This window comes from Kitasatospora dryopteridis, from assembly GCF_050749075.1.
Taxonomy (GTDB): Bacteria; Actinomycetota; Actinomycetes; order Streptomycetales; family Streptomycetaceae; genus Kitasatospora.
Genome location: NZ_CP192749.1, coordinates 6986947 through 7003098 on the forward strand (window position 1 = coordinate 6986947; position 16152 = coordinate 7003098).

18 protein-coding genes are annotated in these 16152 nt (G+C 74.8%); 10 read left to right on the forward strand and 8 right to left on the reverse strand.

What is annotated here, in order from left to right; all coding sequences use genetic code 11:
• Nucleotides 1-58: 58 nt before the first annotated feature.
• Both ACQ614_RS31625 and ACQ614_RS31630 read left to right on the forward strand, forming a co-directional pair.
• Nucleotides 59-157 (forward strand): SHOCT domain-containing protein, encoded by a 99-nt coding sequence (locus ACQ614_RS31625; protein WP_431684080.1) that lies wholly within the window; start codon nt 59-61, stop codon nt 155-157.
• Entirely contained in the window at nt 154-1203 is a 1050-nt protein-coding gene (locus ACQ614_RS31630; RefSeq protein ID WP_431682383.1) for an Acg family FMN-binding oxidoreductase, read from the forward strand. The genes ACQ614_RS31625 and ACQ614_RS31630 overlap by 4 nt, the downstream gene beginning before the upstream one ends.
• 45 nt (nt 1204-1248) lie before the next feature.
• Here ACQ614_RS31630 and ACQ614_RS31635 read toward each other — a convergent pair whose 3' ends face one another.
• Nucleotides 1249-2967 (reverse strand): GAF domain-containing protein, encoded by a 1719-nt coding sequence (locus ACQ614_RS31635; protein WP_431682384.1) that lies wholly within the window; start codon nt 2965-2967, stop codon nt 1249-1251.
• A gap of 206 nt (nt 2968-3173) precedes the next feature.
• Here ACQ614_RS31635 and ACQ614_RS31640 point away from each other — a divergent pair, with 206 nt between their 5' ends.
• From ACQ614_RS31640 to ACQ614_RS31650, 3 genes are all read left to right on the forward strand, one after another.
• The gene (locus ACQ614_RS31640; RefSeq protein ID WP_431682386.1) at nt 3174-4217 is read left to right on the forward strand and encodes a zinc-dependent alcohol dehydrogenase family protein; all 1044 of its coding nucleotides are present in this window, start codon (nt 3174-3176) and stop codon (nt 4215-4217) included.
• Between the two features lie 45 nt (nt 4218-4262).
• Nucleotides 4263-4730, forward strand: a complete 468-nt coding sequence (locus tag ACQ614_RS31645; RefSeq protein WP_431682387.1) for a DUF3093 family protein — start codon at nt 4263-4265, stop codon at nt 4728-4730.
• 69 nt (nt 4731-4799) lie between these two features.
• A complete protein-coding gene (locus ACQ614_RS31650) occupies nt 4800-5240 on the forward strand; it encodes a DUF4259 domain-containing protein (RefSeq protein ID WP_431682388.1) in 441 nt (146 codons plus the stop codon).
• 19 nt (nt 5241-5259) lie between these two features.
• Here the strand turns inward: ACQ614_RS31650 and ACQ614_RS31655 are convergent, their stop codons facing one another.
• The 5 genes from ACQ614_RS31655 to ACQ614_RS31675 all read right to left on the reverse strand — a co-directional run bounded on the left by ACQ614_RS31655 (nt 5260) and on the right by ACQ614_RS31675 (nt 11333).
• A complete protein-coding gene (locus ACQ614_RS31655; protein ID WP_431682389.1) occupies nt 5260-6075 on the reverse strand; it encodes a serine/threonine protein kinase in 816 nt (271 codons plus the stop codon).
• Between the two features lie 62 nt (nt 6076-6137).
• Nucleotides 6138-8375 (reverse strand): cellulose binding domain-containing protein, encoded by a 2238-nt coding sequence (locus ACQ614_RS31660; RefSeq protein WP_431682390.1) that lies wholly within the window; start codon nt 8373-8375, stop codon nt 6138-6140.
• 91 nt (nt 8376-8466) lie between these two features.
• A complete protein-coding gene (locus tag ACQ614_RS31665; RefSeq protein ID WP_431682391.1) occupies nt 8467-8802 on the reverse strand; it encodes a YnfA family protein in 336 nt (111 codons plus the stop codon).
• Between the two features lie 93 nt (nt 8803-8895).
• On the reverse strand, nt 8896-10047 hold the full coding sequence (locus ACQ614_RS31670) for an MFS transporter (protein WP_431684081.1): 1152 nt from the start codon (nt 10045-10047) through the stop codon (nt 8896-8898).
• A 395-nt stretch (nt 10048-10442) separates the two neighbouring features.
• Nucleotides 10443-11333 (reverse strand): universal stress protein, encoded by an 891-nt coding sequence (locus ACQ614_RS31675; protein ID WP_431682392.1) that lies wholly within the window; start codon nt 11331-11333, stop codon nt 10443-10445.
• A gap of 310 nt (nt 11334-11643) precedes the next feature.
• Between ACQ614_RS31675 and ACQ614_RS31680 the strand changes: the two genes are divergently transcribed.
• From ACQ614_RS31680 to ACQ614_RS31700, 5 genes are all read left to right on the forward strand, one after another.
• Nucleotides 11644-12972 carry a cryptochrome/photolyase family protein gene (locus ACQ614_RS31680; protein ID WP_431682393.1) on the forward strand — a complete coding sequence of 443 codons (1329 nt, stop codon included), beginning with the start codon at nt 11644-11646 and terminating at the stop codon, nt 12970-12972.
• Nucleotides 12973-13192: 220 nt separating this feature from the next.
• A complete protein-coding gene (locus ACQ614_RS31685; protein ID WP_431682394.1) occupies nt 13193-13351 on the forward strand; it encodes a hydrophobic protein in 159 nt (52 codons plus the stop codon).
• A 137-nt stretch (nt 13352-13488) separates the two neighbouring features.
• Nucleotides 13489-13950: an ATP-binding protein gene (locus ACQ614_RS31690; protein ID WP_431682395.1), complete on the forward strand. Its 462-nt coding sequence runs from the start codon at nt 13489-13491 to the stop codon at nt 13948-13950.
• Nucleotides 13951-14041: 91 nt separating this feature from the next.
• On the forward strand, nt 14042-14551 hold the full coding sequence (locus ACQ614_RS31695; RefSeq protein WP_431682396.1) for a hypothetical protein: 510 nt from the start codon (nt 14042-14044) through the stop codon (nt 14549-14551).
• Between the two features lie 90 nt (nt 14552-14641).
• Nucleotides 14642-15304 carry an HAD family hydrolase gene (locus ACQ614_RS31700; protein ID WP_431682397.1) on the forward strand — a complete coding sequence of 221 codons (663 nt, stop codon included), beginning with the start codon at nt 14642-14644 and terminating at the stop codon, nt 15302-15304.
• Between the two features lie 13 nt (nt 15305-15317).
• On the opposite strand, the gene ACQ614_RS31705 is transcribed toward ACQ614_RS31700, so the two are convergent.
• The gene (locus ACQ614_RS31705; protein WP_431682399.1) at nt 15318-15629 is read right to left on the reverse strand and encodes a DUF3040 domain-containing protein; all 312 of its coding nucleotides are present in this window, start codon (nt 15627-15629) and stop codon (nt 15318-15320) included.
• A gap of 228 nt (nt 15630-15857) precedes the next feature.
• On the reverse strand, nt 15858-16139 hold the full coding sequence (locus tag ACQ614_RS31710) for a hypothetical protein (RefSeq protein WP_431682400.1): 282 nt from the start codon (nt 16137-16139) through the stop codon (nt 15858-15860).
• Nucleotides 16140-16152: the final 13 nt, after the last annotated feature.

Here is a 16152-nt window from a genome sequence, read left to right on the forward strand (position 1 = left end):
AACAGCCCGCAGACCGACCGTCCCGGCGGAGGACGCCGCCCGCCCCACCCCCGAGCAACTGCTCGCCGAACGCTTCGCCCGCGGCGAGATCGACGCCGACGAGTACCGGCACCGGCTGGAGACCCTCCGCACCGCAGGCCCACCACCCCGCGGATGACCTCCGCCCCGCCGCCGACCACGCCCACCCAGGAGGCAGCCATGCGCACCGAGGCCCTCGACGCCGTCGCACTCGAGAAACTGCTCTCCGCCGCGATCGCCGCACCCTCCGTCCACAACAGCCAGCCGTGGCGCTTCCGGCTGCGCCCCGAGACCTCCACCCTCGAGGTCCACGCCGCCCCCGAGCGCGGCCTGCCCGCCACCGACCCGCGCGGACGCGCTCTGCACATCTCCGTGGGCGCCGCCGTGTTCAACCTGCGCACCGCCGCCCGCCGGCTCGGCTGGGCACCCAGGGTCCGGCTGCTGCCCGACTCCGCCGAGCCCGACCTGCTCGCCGCCGTCGACCTCGACGAACCCGCCCTCGTCGACCTCCCCGGCACCGCCGAGCTGTACGACGCCATCTGGCGCCGGCACACCGTCCGCACCCCGTTCGCCGACACCCCGCTGCCGCCCGTCCTGCTCGACGAACTCGCCCGGGCCGCCCGCACCGAGGGCGCACTCCTCGTCCTGCCCGACCGCACCGAACGGGACCGGCTGCTCCACCTCACCGCCGAGGCCGAACGCCGCAACACCACCGACCCGGACCGCAGCGCCGAGAGCCGCACCTGGGTCCGCCCGCGCACCGGCCCGGCGCCCTACGGCATCCCGGCCGCCGCACTCGGCCCGCAGGACACCGCAGGACGGCTCCCGATGCGGGACTTCTCCGCCCTGCACCCCGCCGAGCACCAGCAGCCCGCCGCCTTCGAACCCGACCCGTGCATCGCCGTCCTCACCACCACCGGCGACAGCCCCGAGGACTGGCTGACCGCCGGCCTCGCCCTCGAGCACGTCCTGCTGCTGGCCACCGTCCACGGCGTCCGCGCCTCGCTGCTGCACCAGGCCATGGAGTGGCCGTACCTGCGCACGGAGGCCCGCGACACCCACCGGGGCCCCGGCCACGTCCAGCTGCTGATCCGCCTCGGCTACGGCCCCGAGGGCGCCCCGACACCGCGCCTCCCGCTCGCCGTGGTCGTCGACAACCCGGACGGCGAGCCCGTCGGCGGGTGACGCCCGGGATCCGTCCGACGATCCCCGACCGTCACGCCCCGTCCGTCACGCCCCGTCGAGCGGGACCCGCCACACCACCTCGGTGCCGCCGCCCGGCCGCCCCCGCGCCGTGAACTCCCCGCCGAGGGCGGCCGCCCGCTCGGAGAGGTTCGCCAGACCGCTGCGCCGGCCGCCCTCCGGCAGCCCCACACCGTCGTCCCGCACCGAGACCACCAGCTCCGCGCCCGCGTCGACCGACACCTCGACGGCCGACGCACGGGCGTGCCGGGCCGTGTTCGACAGGGCCTCCTGCAGCACCGCCACCGCCTCGTCGGCCGTCCCCGGCGGCACCACGGTGTCCAGCAGCCCCGACATCCGCAGCGCCGGCGCGAAGCCCAGCACCGCGGCGGCCCGCTCCACCGCCCCCACCGCCCGGGCCCGCAACCCGCCCGCGGCGGGCGAGGAGTCCCGGGTGCGCAGCCCGAAGATGGTCGCGCGGATCGTCCTGGCGGTCTCGTCCAGGTCGTCGATCGCGCGCAGCACCCGGTCGGCGGCCTCCGGATGGTCGATGAAACGGGTCGCGCCCTGCAGCGTCATCCCGGTCGCGAACAGCCGCTGGATCGCCAGGTCGTGCAGGTCGCGGGCGATCCGGTCGCGTTCCCGCAGCAGCGCCACCTGCTCGGAGTCGCGGCGGCGCTCGGCCAGCTCCATCGCCACCGCGGCCTGCCCGGCGAAGCCCGACAGCGGCACGGACTCCTCCGGGTCGAACAGCGGCCGGCCCGCCGCCCTGGCCAGCATCAGCACCCCGCGGACCCCGCCCTCCGCGGTGCCGATCGGCACCGCGACCGCCGGCCCGAGGCCCTCCCAGCGCGGCGGCCCCGCCGTGATCCGCGGATCGTGCTGCACGTCCGGGCTGGTCACCGCGGTGCCCGCGGTGACCGCCGCGCCGACGAAGGAACCGGCCAGCGGCAGCACCAGCCCCGCGTGCTCGTCCGCCCGCAGCCCGGACGCGATCCGCACCTCCAGCTCCTCCGTGCCCGGCACCGGCAGCGCCACCACCGTCAGGTCGGCGCGGGCGATCTCGCCGGCCCGGTCGACCAGCAGGTCCAGCACCTCCTGCTCGCCGAGGCCGGACAGCAGGCCCGCGGTGACCTCCGCGCTCGCCGCCAGCCACCGCTCGCGCAGCCGCGCCTGCGCGTACAGCCGGGCGTTGTCGACCGCCACGCCCGCCGCCACCGCGAGCGTGGCCAGCACCGACTCGTCCTCGGCGTCGAACTCCCGCCCGCCGCGCTTCTCGGTGAGGTACAGGTTGCCGAACACCCGCCCGCGCACCCGGATCGGCACCCCCAGGAAGGTGTGCATCGGCGGATGGTGCGGCGGGAAGCCGTACGAGGACGGGTGCGCGGAGATCTCCGCCAGGCACAGCGGCTCCGGGTTCCTGATCAGCTCGCCCAGCACGCCGTGTCCCGACGGCAGGTCCCCGATCTCCTTCACCTGCTCGTCCGACATCCCGACCGGGACGAACTGCGCCAGCCGCTTGTCCTCGCCGATCACACCGAGCGCCCCGTACTCGGCGTCCACCAGCGACACCGCCGCCTCCACGATGTGCCGCAGCACCTGTGACAGCTCCAGGTCGCGGCCGACCGCCAGCACCGCCTCCAGCAGGCTGTGCACCCGGTCGCGGGTGGTGCGGGCCGCGTCCAGCCGGCCCTGCAGCTCGTCCAGCAGGTCGTCCAGCCGCAGCTGCGGCAGGGGCACCGAGCCCTCACCCGACGCGTGGCCCACCGGCTCCTCCGAGATCCCGGGATCAGACGCCACTGCCAGCCTAGGGCTTGGCCGTCACTTCCCGCCGGGCACGCGCCGCCGGGTGCGGCCTGCGCGGGGCCGGGCGGGCCGCGGGCAGGGCCGACCGGCCCATGGCGGGCCGCCGGGCGGCGGACGAGCGTGGAGGTGTACCGACCGCCGCCGCGCCGACCGAGGAGTGATCGGACATGAAGGCACTCACCTACCACGGACCGGGCCGCCGCACCTGGGGCGAGGTGCCCGACCCGGCCGTCCGGGACCCGGAGGACGCCGTCGTCCGCATCGACGCCGTCACCATCTGCGGCACCGACCTGCACATCCTCAAGGGGGACGTCCCCGACGTCACAGCGGGCCGCATCCTCGGCCACGAGGCGGTCGGCACCGTCGTCGCCGCCGGCCCCGGCGTGCGCACCGTCGGCACCGGGGACCGCGTCCTCGTCTCCTGCATCTCCGCCTGCGGCCGCTGCCCGTCCTGCCGCGAAGCGGCCTACGGCCAGTGCACCGGCGGCGGGGGCTGGATCCTCGGCCACCTGGTCGACGGCACCCAGGCCGAGTACGTCCGCACCCCGTTCGCCGACACCTCCCTGCACCGGCTGCCGACCGAGGTCCCCGACGAGAGCGCCCTGCTGCTCGCCGACATCCTGCCGACCGCCTACGAGGTGGGCGTCCGCAACGGCCGCGTCCAACCCGGCGACACCGTCGCCGTCGTCGGGGCCGGACCGATCGGCCTCGCCGCGATCGTCACCGCCCGGCTCTACAGCCCCGGCCGGATCATCGCGATCGACCCGGACGAGGGCCGCCTCGACGCCGCCAAGCGCCTCGGTGCCGACGAGGCCCTGACGCTGCAGCAGGCCACCGACGACGCCGTCCGGGCCCTCAGCCGGGACGGGCGCGGCGTCGACACCGCGATCGAGGCCGTCGGCGTCCCCGAGTCCTTCGAACTGTGCGCCCGGGTGGTCCGCCCCCGCGGCAGGGTCGCCAACGTCGGCGTCCACGGCAGGCCCGCCACGCTCCACCTCGAAGACCTCTGGATCAAGGACGTCACCATCACCACCGGCCTGGTCGACACCAGCTCGACCCCGCGCCTGCTCGCCATGCTCGCCGCCGGCCGACTCGACGCCTCCGGCCTGGTCACCCACCGCTTCGGCCTCGACGAGATGCAGGACGCCTACGACGTCTTCGCCGACGCAGCCGACCACGCAGCCCTCAAGGTCGCCCTGTTCCGCACCTGACGTACCGGCACCCGACGGTTCGTAAGGACGTGGCAGCATCGAGCCGTGGTCACCTACGACGAACGGCTCTCCGTCCCGCTGCGCTGGTGGCTGGCCGCGCTCGCGGCCGCCGCCGGCTTCGCCGCCGCCCTGCTGCCACTGGGCGAGGTCCCCGCCGCGTCCGGGGCCGCGCTGTTGCTGGCGGTGGTCGCGTGGGCGCTGCGCGGCTACGGCGTGGTGCGCATCCGGGTCTGCGACGGTGTGCTCGTCGCAGGCCCGATCGTGCTGCGGGCCGAGCACTTCGGCCGGATCGAGATCCTCGACGAGGCCGAGGCCCTCGCCTGGCGCACCCGCCGGGCGGGCCCGCGGGCGAGGCTGCTGATGCGCGGCTACCTGCCGCAGGCCGTCCGCATCGAGATCGCCGAACCCGCTCTGCTCAGCCCATACGCCTACCTCTCCACCCGCCGCCCCGAAGCCCTGGCCGACGCCCTCGCCGCCGCCCGCACCCACCACGGCGTCCGAGCCGCCGTCTGAGCCGTCCGGGTGTCGTACCGCCCTGCGATGCTCCGACCAGTGCAGTACAGGGCGGACAGGATCGGGATCATGGGCACCTGGGACATCGGACACTTCGACAACGACAGCGCCGCGGACTTCGCCGGGGCCCTGGACGACGTACCGGCCGAGGCGCGCGAAGCCGTGGTCCGGGCCGCACTCCTGCGCGCCGCCGACGAGACGGACCACCTGGACTACACCGAGGCCGTCGAAGCAGTGGCGTCCGCCGCCCTGGTCGCCGCACGCTGCCCCGGCGGTGAGCCGGTCACCACCGCGTACGGCCCGGACGAACCCGTGCCGCTGTCCGCGGTCGAGGATCTGCGCGAACTCGCCGTGCAGGCCCTCGACCGCGTCCTCGCCGCCGAGTCCGAACTCGCCGAACTCTGGGACGAGGCGGTCGACGGACCCGCCTGGCGCCGCGGTATCGCGCAGCTGCGGGCGGTCCTGGACCCGCACCCCGCCCCGCCGCAGGACGCCCTGTTCGAACTGTGAGCCCGCATCGGCGTGCCCGTCACCGGCAGGCCCGCCAGGCGGTGGTGAAGGCGGCCACGGTCGGGTGGCGGCGGGCCGGATCGGGGTCGGTCGCCCTGGCGATCACCTCGAGACGGGTGGCCCCGCCCCGCCAGGCGCTTTCCTCGTCGCCCGCGTCCAGCAGCAGCCGGGCGGCCCGGCCCAGGGTGAAGACGGTCGTCCTGGTGTCGATCACGGCGCCCCGCGAGCACTGCTCGGGCGCCAGATAGCGGCGTGAGCCCGGCAGCCGGCCCCCGTCCAGGACGAACGGCCCCGGGCGGTACTCGTCCAGGTCGACCAGCCGCATCCGCCGGCCGGCGAAGTCGTACAGCATCGACCCGTCGTAGAGGTCCACGGCCACGAAGCCCGCGGCCTCGACCGCCAGGTGGGCGTCCAGCAGGCGGTCCAGGGCCGCGAGGACCACCGGCAGCGGCAGCGCCCGGAAACGGGCGGCCGGGCTGCCCGGACTCGTCCGGTCGCCCGACCGCCCGTCCACCGGGTGGTACAGCACCTCGCCCGGACACCACGGCAGCACCACCGCCGGCCGCCCGTCCGCCGTGAACCGGCGCACCTGCGGGACGATCGCCGGATGCCGCACCGCCCGGTGGAACGCCCAGCCGCGGAGCAACGACCGGGCCGCGCCCTCCGTCCGCGCCGACTTGACGAACACCCGCTTCCCGGAGGGGAGTTCCACACCGTAGGAGACGCAGCCGGAGTCCTGTCCGCGGAAGGCGGCGGACACCGTGCCGACCGAGCCGAGCCGGCCCTCGAGGTCGGTGACGACCTCACCCGCGCGCGGGAAGCGGCGATCCGTCATCCGGCCATCCTGGCACCGCTCCACCCGCGGCCGGGCGGCTTTCCGGTCGGCCGGTGTTCAGGTCACGGTGTGTACACCTTCGGGCGGGCCGGGGTGGCCATGCCGTTGCCGAGGAAGAAGCCGGGGTGCGGGGGCTGGTTGTAGGCGGTGTTCTGCCAGGCGATGGCAGTCCGGTACTGGGTGTCGTGCATCAGGGTGGTGATCCGCCGGTCGGTGGGCAGCGGCGTCGAGTAGATCCGCAGCGCCTTGTTGTCCGTGGTGGGCCAGACGACCTCCTCCCGCCAGTCGCCGAGGATGTCGCCGGACAGCGAAGGCGTCGACTTGGTGCCGTTGTCGGAGTGCACCCCGGAGGCGGTGAGCAGGCGGGTGTCACCGGCCGTGCCGTACTTGTCGATCCGGGTGCCGTCGAGGAGTTCGCGCACCGGGTCGCCGTCCCACCAGGCGAGGAAGTTGGTGGAGCCCGGCTTGCGGCCGATGTTCCGCCCCCTGCTGTCGAGCAGGCCGTCCACCGCGGACGACCACGATTCGGCGCCCGGGCTGCCCGCGTACACGTCGTCGGACACGCCGCGGCCGTTGTCGCAGGAGCAGGACGGGTTGGACCACAGCAGCGCACCCGTGCGGGCGTCCGCGAACCAGGCCGCGAGCTTCGACTTGTCCTCGTCGACCTTGAACACCTCCAGACCCGGGTGGGACGGGTCCAGGTCGCCCACGTGCAGGGTGTCGCCGTGGCCCTGGCCGGTGTTCCACAGCTTCGCGCCGTTGTCGTCGATCGCCATCGAGCCGTAGACGATCTCGTCCTTGCCGTCACCGTCGACGTCCGCCACCGCCAACTGGTGGTTGCCCTGGCCCGCGTAGGCGCCGTTGCCGGAGGTGTTGGTGTCGAACCGCCAGCGCTCGGTGAGCTTTCCGCCCCGCCAGTCCCAGGCGGTGATCACCGTGCGGGTGTAGTAGCCGCGCGCCTCGATCAGCGAGGGCCGCTTGCCGTCCAGGTAGGCGGTGCCCGCCAGGAACCGGTCCACCCGGTTGCCGTACGAGTCGCCCCAGGACGAGACCGTGCCGCGCGGCGGGTCGTACGGGACGGTCTGCATCGCCGCGCCCGTCAGCCCGTTGAACACCGTCAGGTACTCCGGGCCGGACAGCACGTAGCCCGAGGAGTTGCGGTGGTCCGCGCCCGCGTCACCGATCACCTTCCCCGTGCCGTCCACCGTCGCATCGGCGGTCCTGGCGGCGATCTCGGCCCGGCCGTCGCCGTCGTAGTCGTACACCTGGAACTGCGTGTAGTGCGCGCCCGAGCGGATGTTGCGGCCCAGGTCGATCCGCCACAGCCGGGTGCCGTCCAGCCGGTAGGCGTCCAGGAAGGTGTTGTCGGTCGTCCCGGACTGCGAGTTGTCCTTGGCATTGGCCGGCTGCCACTTCAGGACGAACTCGTACCGGCCGTCGCCGTCCAGATCGCCCACCGAGGCGTCATTGGCCTCGTACGCGCCCGACGGAGGCTGGATCGGCACGTCCCGGTAGCCCGCGGCGAAGGCCAGGGCCGGCGCGGAGGCGGCCTGCTCGACCCCGCCGACGACCGGGCGCACGGTGTACGGGGCGTCGCCTGCCGCGCCCGCGTCCATCAGGCTGGTGGAGCCGGTCAGCGGAGCGGAGTTGAGGCGGGTGGTGCCGCGGTACACGTTGAAGGCGGTGCCGTCCGGGTCGGTGGCCAGCCAGCGCCAGGAGACCAGGTTGCCGCTGCTGCCGTGCACCGAGACCACACCGCGGTCGAGCTTCTCCACCTGCCGGCCGGAGGCGGCGGGGGCAGCCGTCGCCGTGGTGGTCGCGGTGGGGGTGCCCGCCGTCGGGGAGGCCGGGGCGGACGGGGTCGCCGCGGCGCCCGTGCAGGCAACACCGTTGAGGGAGAAGGACGTCGGCGCCGGATTGGCGGTGCCGGGAAGCGAACCGTTGAAGCCGAACGAGGCCGTCCCGCCGGTGGGGAGTGCCCCGTTGTAGGACACGTTCCTCGCGGTGACCGCCGTGCTGTTCGGCGTGACGTCCGCGCTCCACGCCCGGGTGACCGTCTGACCGCCGCCGAAGGTCCACTCCAGGCGCCAACCCGTCAGCGGATCGCCCAGGTTGGTGACGGTGACATCGGCACCGAAGCCCCCGGGCCAGGTGCTGGTCACCGCATAGTCGACCTTGCAGCCTGCGGCGGCGGCGCCGGCGGTGTGCACGGCGAGACCGGCGCCGGCGGCGGCGACCAGCGCCGCGGCCGCCAGGGCGGTGTACTTCCGCCGGACCCTCCGGTGGCGGGAAACGGGCATGGGCCTTCCTTTCGGCTGGTGCGGTGCAGGCCGGTGATTGCCTCTCGCCCCGCAGTTGCCGCCGCACGAAGGAAGGTTGCCTGACGCGGCGCTATCGGCCGCGCGGGGCGTACATGATGACGGCCACTCCGGCCAGGCAGACCAGGGCGCCGATGACGTCGTACCGGTCGGGGCGGTAGCCGTCCACGGCCATGCCCCAGGCCAGGGAACCGGCGACGAAGACACCGCCGTACGCCGCGAGGATGCGACCGAAGTTCGCGTCGTCCTGGAGGGTCGCGACGAAGCCGTACGCGCCCAGCGCCAGCACCCCGGCACCGATCCACGCCCAGCCGCGGTGCTCCCGGGCACCCTGCCACACCAGCCAGGCACCACCGATCTCCAGCAGGGCGGCGAGCAGGAAGAGCAGGACGGAACGCAGCACGGTCATGGCGACGACCCTATGCGTTCGCCGCCGGGCCACCCGCCCCCGCCGTCGGCCGGCGGGGGCGGGCCGTTCCCGGACGCTTCTCCGGCAGGTGCGTCAGACCGCCGCCGGCACCGTCCGCCGGTCCTTGAGGTGGACGCCGAGGGCCACCACCGCGGTCGCCGCCGCGAGCAGGCCGACCGCGGACGCCAGACTGCCGACCCCGGCCGCCGCAGCGAGCAGCACGAGCGGGCAGACGAACTCGCCCAGGAAGAACGCCGCCGTCCACAGCCCGGTGCCCCGGCCGCGGTCGGCGTGCTCCAGCGGCGCCGTCGCCCGGGTGAGCAGCAACGGCAGCAGCACCCCGGTGCCCAGGCAGTTGACCACGGCCCCGGCGACCAGCACCGCCGCCCGGTCCGCCAGCGACATCACCGCGAAGCCGGCCGCACACAGCACCAGGACGTGCGGCAGGAAGCGCTGCGTGCGCCCGGTGAAGCGGGCGAACCCGGCCGCACCCGCGACCGTCGCCGCACTGGCCAGCGCGGTCGCCGCCCCGACGACGGCGGGAGCCGTCACACCCAGGTCGTCCAGCAGGTACGCCGTCTCGACCGGCACGGTGTAGAAGACGATCGCGCCGAACACGGTCAGCGCGCAGGTCGGCGCCAGACGGCGCCAGGGGAAGGGGCGTTCGTCGGCCGGCGCACCCTGGGCCGCTGTGCCAGGCACCGCTGCGCCCGGCGCCTTCGGCGCGGGCCGCAGTACCGTCGCCATCAGCGGTGCGAGCAGCAGGCTCACCGCGTACGCCCAGAACGGGGCCCGCCAGCCCGCCGCGCCGACGGCGCCGCCGACGGCGAAGAACGCGGTCGCGGACACGGCGGCGCAGATCGTCTGCAGCGCCAGGTAGCGGTCACGGGTCGGCCCGCTCCAGTAGTCCCCGATCAGGGTGGTGCAGCAGGTCATGATGACGGCCTCGGTGACGCCGACCAGCGCCCGGCTGGCGACGATCGCGCCAAGGGAGTCCAGCCAGAGCGGTGCCGTCCCGACGAAGGCGTACGCGACGGTCGCCCCGACCAGCAGCCGGTGACGGCCGAGCCGGTCGATCAGCACACCGGCGAACGGCGCGAGCAGGGCGAGCGCCAGCGCCGGGATCGTGAGGGCGATCGGGACGAGCGCCGCGGCGCCCGGGGTGGCCGCGAAGTGGTCCTGGATGCGCGGCAGGACGGGCGCCATGAGGACGGCACCGAGGATCGGCAGGCAGCTGCCCGCCATCAGCAGGACGGCCTTGAGCCGGTGGCCCGGTACGGAGCCGGCTGTGTCGGCTGCGTCGGCGCTGTCCTCGGCGGTTCTGTGTCCTGCGGGGCCGTCCTCGGTCGTGGGGTCTGCGGTCGTGGGGTCTGCGGTCGTGGGGTCTGCGGTGGTGGGGTCTGCGGTGGTGGGGGTGTCCATGGGGGCGGGCACGGGGTCTCCGTTCACGGGACGGTGCGGCATGTGGGGCGGCTGGACTGTCTGCGTTGAACGCGGCCACTACTACCAGGAGTTCACAACCGCCCCGGCGCCACGACCAGTCCGTGGACAGCCGCTGACCCCGCCTCACCCGGCAGGCCTGCCCCCGTCGCTGCTCCACTGCCCTGCTGTCCGGTCGAACCGACCGGCCGCCGGTCGCATCACCGGTACGGAACCACCGCCACCGGACACGTCACATGGTGGATCGCCGCATGGGCGACCGGCCCCACGTGGGCGCCGAGCGTCACCCGCCGGTCGTGCCGGCCGACCACCAGCAGATCGACGTCCTCGCCCACCGCCTCCACCACGGCGTGGGCCGCGCTGCCGGGCACGACGCTCGCCGTCACCTCGACCTCCGGGTACCTGGCCCGCCACGGCTCGATCGCCTCGGCGAGGGTCTTCTCCTCGGCGGAGGAGAGGTCGGCGGAGATCGCCGCGATCGCGTCGAAGGCCATGTACTCGCTGCCGGCCGGCGGCCCCGCCGCGTGCAGCACCCGCAAGGGGGCCTCTCGCTGCTGTGCCGCCCGGAACGCGAAGGCGATCACCTCCGCGCACGAGTGGCGCAGGTCCAGGGCGAGTGCCACCGCCCGCCGCCCCGACCCGGCAGAGCCGCCGGCGAGGTCGGCGGCGGCCTCCGGGGAAGCTCCCGCGGTGCGCACCAGAACGACCGGGCAGGCGGCGTGTGCCAGCACCTCCTGGCTGACCGAGCCCACCAGGAAGCCGCGCAGCGTGCTCAGACCGCGCGAACCCAGCACCAGCACCGATGCCTTCTCGGCCGCGGCTGTCAGCACCGTCGCCGGCCTGTCCGGCACCAGGCGGGAGCCGACCACCACGTCACCGGCCTCCGCCCGGACGGCGGACTCCTGCTCCGCGAGCTGCTGCCGGACCCAGTGGTCGGCGTCCTCGCCGCCGAGAACGTGGTGCTTCGGCCACGGCCACGCCTGGACGAGCTCCAGCGGCAGACCGCTCCGCCCCGCCTCGGCGGTGGCCCAGCGCAGCGCGGCGATGCTCTCGGCTGATCCGTCGTAGCCGACGACGATCGGTCCGTTCACGGGAGTCTCCGAGGAATAGTGGCTTGTCGGCCCCATGGCGGCGGCACGGGGCCGGGACTGCGGTGGGCTGCAGCCGGACAGGACGTGTCGGCCCGAAGGCGGGCGCCTGCGCGTGCGGTCACCATCGCACCAGCGCCGGACCGCTTCTGCCAGGGCCGTCCGGCCCTTGCGCACACCGCTGCCGTACGACTCACCACTTCCACCATCGCCCCGGGCCGCGCCCGCCGCCCGCGGACCGCAGGGGAGCCGTCGGGACACGCCGCTCCGCTGCCGCAGCAGCCGTGGTGACAGGCCCTAGCCTGGCCGGGCCATGACGATCGCCATCGCCCTGTTCACCCAGGACCTCCGCCTCCACGACAACCCCGTCCTGCACGCAGCAGCCCGCACCGCCGACCGGGTGGTGCCGCTGTTCGTCCTCGACCCCGATGTCGGGGCAGCGGGCTTCGCTTCCGCCAACCGCCTCGCGTTCCTCGCCGACTGCCTGGCCGACCTGGACGATTCGCTGCGCCGCATCGGGAGCCGGCTCGTGCTGCGCAGGGGCCGGGCCGTGGCGGAGACCGCAAGGCTCGCCGACGAGGTGCGCGCGGACGCGGTCCATGTGGCTGCAGGCGTCAGTGCGTTCGCCCGCAGCCGTGAGAGCGGCCTGCGCGAGCGCCTCGGCGACCGGCTGCACGTCCACGACGGCTCGCTCACCGCGATCCCGCCGGGCGCCGTCACGCCCGCGGGCAAGGACCACTACGCGGTGTTCACCCCGTACTTCCGGGCCTGGCAGCAGACGGCACGCCGACCGCCGCACCCCGCCCCCCGCCGCCTGAGCACCCCCGAAGGGCTCGCCTGCGCCGCACTCCCGACCGCACGCGCCGACTCGCCCGGGCTGCCGCCCGGCGGCGAGACCGAGGCCCGGCGGCGGTGGCAGGTCTGGGACGTCGGCCGCTACGAGGAGGTGCACGACGACCTCGCAGCAGACGGCACGTCACGGCTCTCGCCCTACCTGCACTTCGGCTGCCTCTCCGCGGCCGAGCTGGTCGACCTCGCCGAGCGCCGCGGCGGGCCCGGTGCCGAGGCTTTCGTCCGGCAACTCGTCTGGCGGGACTTCCACCACCAGGTGCTTGCCGCCAGACCCCGGGCCGCCTGGCAGGACTACCGCGCCAAGGGCGACCGGTGGCGCGCGGACTCCCGTGAGGCCGAGGCCTGGCGGCAGGGCCGCACCGGGTACCCGGTGGTCGACGCCGGCCTGCGCCAACTCGCGCACGAGGGCTGGATGCACAACCGCGCCCGGCTGCTCACCGCCTCCTTCCTGACCAAGACGCTCTACCAGGACTGGCGTACCGGCGCCCGGCACTTCCTCGACCTCCTGGTGGACGGCGACATCGCGAACAACCAGCTCAACTGGCAGTGGGTGGCCGGCACCGGGACGGACACCCGGCCCAACCGCGTCCTCAACCCGCTCACCCAGGCCGACCGGCTGGACCCGGACGGCGCGTACGTCCGCAGATGGGTCCCCGAGCTGGCGCACATCCCGGGGCGGGCCGTCCACCGTCCCTGGCTGCTCGACCGGCCGCCCGCGGACTACCCGGAACCGCTGGTCGAACCCGGCGAGTTCGCTGCCCGCCTCCGCCACGGCCGCGGCCTGGACTGACCGGCCCGCCCCGGGTCGGGCCGACGCCCCGCAAGCTGCCGATACTCGCCTTCTGCACCGGCGTCGCGCCGATGGTGATCGCCGGGTTGGTCGAGGCCGCGGCCCCGGGGGCGACCGGACCGGAGCCCGTCCCGGAGGGAAGGGCCTGACGGTACCGGGGGACCGGACAGGTGTTCACGTCGGACGATGCTGGGCACACGCGCTGTCGGAGGTGTTTTCCATGGTCGCACTGCTTCTCGTACTTCTGCTGATCCTCGTTCTGTTCGGTGCCGGATTCGCGGTGAACCTGCTCTGGTGGGTCGCGATCGCACTGCTGGTCGTCTGGGTGATCGGCTTCTTCGCCCGCAGCGGATCGGGCGGTCGCTGGTACCGCTGGTAGCCGACCGGCGATCCACGGCGGAAACGACCGCTCCTGCGAGAGCGGTGGACGCACGGAGTGCGGGGCTGCCGGCCGATCCGGCAGCCCCGACCCGTGCCGGGTGACCGAGGACGCACCGGAACGGAGGAGGTGAACGCATGGCGAAGAGTTCGGGGTCCGTGCGGCGCAGTACTGCGCCGAGTCCGGCTGCGCCGCCGGAGGCCCTACAGCCGGCCGAGCGCCGCCGGTGCTACTCCGGCATGGCCGGGGACGTCCGCGCGGGCCGGGACTTCACCACCCGGGTGCTGGGCGAGTGGGGGCGTCCGGGAGGGGAGACCCTGCGCGCGGACATGCTGCTGGTGGTCTCCGAACTCCTCTCGAACGCCCTGGTGCACGCCGACGGCCCCGTCGAGCTGACGCTGGTGCGGGACGGCCGGACCGCCCGGGTCGAGGTCTTCGACACCGGGGACGGCCGCCCCGAACCGCGGAACTCGGCCGACGCGGCCCACCCCGGCGGTCACGGCCTGCACATCGTCGAACGGCTGAGCGCCGACTGGGGAGTCGTCGGCCACGACCGAGGCAAGACGGTCTGGGCCGAACTGGACCTTCCTGCCCGGTGACGTTCCGGCCGGACACCGGGCCGGCGTCCTTGCATCGGACTCCCGATCCCGGGCATACGCGCCCGAAAGACCCTTCCGGAGGGAGAAGTCCATGCTTGCCCTCGGACTCCTGCTGCTGGCGGTGACCGGCGCGTTCACCGGACTGCTGATCGCCGAGAACCTCGACGGCGGGCCGACCTACACGGTGACCATGTTCGGCAACGACCTCGCCACCATGAACAGTCTTGCGATCTTCCTCGCGGGTATCGCGCTGACGCTGCTCTTCGTCCTCGGCTGCCTGATGGTGCTCGTCGGCCGTCGCCGTTCCGCCGAGCTGCGGGCGGCCCGTCGGGCCGGCACCGTCACCGCCGGGGGTCCCGTTCCGGCGTCCACCACGGCAGGCCACGAGCCGTACCCCGAGACGGCCGGCCTGCAGCCGTACGCCGACCGGGCGCCAGTGGGCGGAATGACGGGGGCTGCCGACACCCGCGTGGCGGACACCGCCGACGCACCCGCGCAGGCGCCGGAAGCCCGACAGGAGACGGCGTACGAGGATCCGGCGCAACAAGGGGCGGAGGCGGGTTGGCAGGGCCCGCCGAAGCGCCGGGGTCTCGGCCACTGACACCGACCCCGCGCGGATCGGGGCAGACACACACATCCGGCGCGCCGCCCGCCCGTTCGCCCGGCGCGCCGGTCCCGGAGGGAGCACGCCATGCCGGCCGCAGCCCTGTTCGACGTCGACGGCACGCTGCTCGACACCAGCTACCTGCACACCCTGGCCTGGTCGGAGGCGCTCGCCCAGTTCGGCCTGACGCCGCCGATGTCGCGCGTCCACGGCGCCATCGGCATGGCCGGCGCCGAACTGCTCGAGCACGTGCTCGGTCCCGGCCGGGACCGCGACCTGGACTCCGACATCAGTGCGGCCCACCAGGCGCTGTACGCCAGGTTCTGGCCGGGGCTGCGAGCCTTCGACAGGGCGGGCGAGCTCCTGCGGGAGGTGGCGGCACGGGGGCGCCGGGTGGTGCTGGCGAGTTCGGCGTCCGGCCGCGACCTGGAGGCGATGCGGCGGGTCCTGGACGCCGAGGACGTCCTCTGGGCGGCCACCAACGCCGACGACGTCGAGACGAGCAAGCCGGCGCCCGACCTGGTGCACGCCGCCCTGGAGCGGTCCGAGGCCGGACCGGGCGAGGCCCTGTTCGTGGGCGACACCCGCTGGGACGTCCAGGCCGCGGCCGCGGCGGGCGTGCCGTGCATCGGCGTGACCTGCGGCGGTATCGGCGAGTGCGATCTGCGCGCCGCCGGCGCACTGGAGGTCCACGCGGATCCCGCCGCCCTCCTCGCTGCCCTCGACGACAGCGCACTCGGCCGGGCCTGACCGTCCTGAAAGGTCAGTGGCCCCGGCGGAGGCGCTGACCGAGGCGGCACGCCAGCCACAGCAGCACACCCGCGGCGGTCGCGCCGAACACCGCCCAGGCCGCCGCAGCGGCCGCCGGCGCCCCCGCGGTGAACAGGCCGAACGCACAGAGCGCGAGCAGCACCAGCGCACCGACCGGCAGCCGGCGCAGGAGCCGCCGCAGCCCGTTGAGGCGGCCGAGTCGCATGGTGCGCAGGCGCAGCTCCAGGTCGGCGTCCTGGCCGAGTCCGAGTTCGATCTGGCGGAGAATCCGCTGCTCACGCCAGGAGAGGCCGGGGCCGTCCACCGCCGTCACCTCCGTTCGCGGTCCCGGGCGACGGCCTGTCGGCAGGCCGTGCGGCCGGTGCGTCGCGGGCTCCAACCGTTCCCGCCGCCGGACCGGCCGAACGAGGCCCGTTCGGCGGTCGGGAGGGCCCGTGGTCGGCGGATGCCCGGATCCCGGCCGGTTCGAAACACAGCGCACCGAGCCGTACCTCCGACACATGTTGCGTAGTTACGGGCTGCGCGGCGGCCGTCACCGTCGCCCGGTGCGGGAGGTGCCGGTCAGGGCGGCAACCACCGCCAGGACGCCCAGCACGGCCGCCGCCCACAGGGCACCCGACACCCACAGCGCCACCCCGGCCGCCGGATGCTGCAGGGCGGCCGCCAGGAGCGCGCCGGACACCGCGACCGCCGACGCCGACAGCATCGGCCGCCGCCCGGCCACGGCCTCGCACAGCCGCACGCGGACGGCCAGCCGGACACTGCGGGCCGCAGCAGCTGCGCCCGGGCGCGCGCTCGGGTTGTTCCTCGTCATCGTCGCCTCTTCC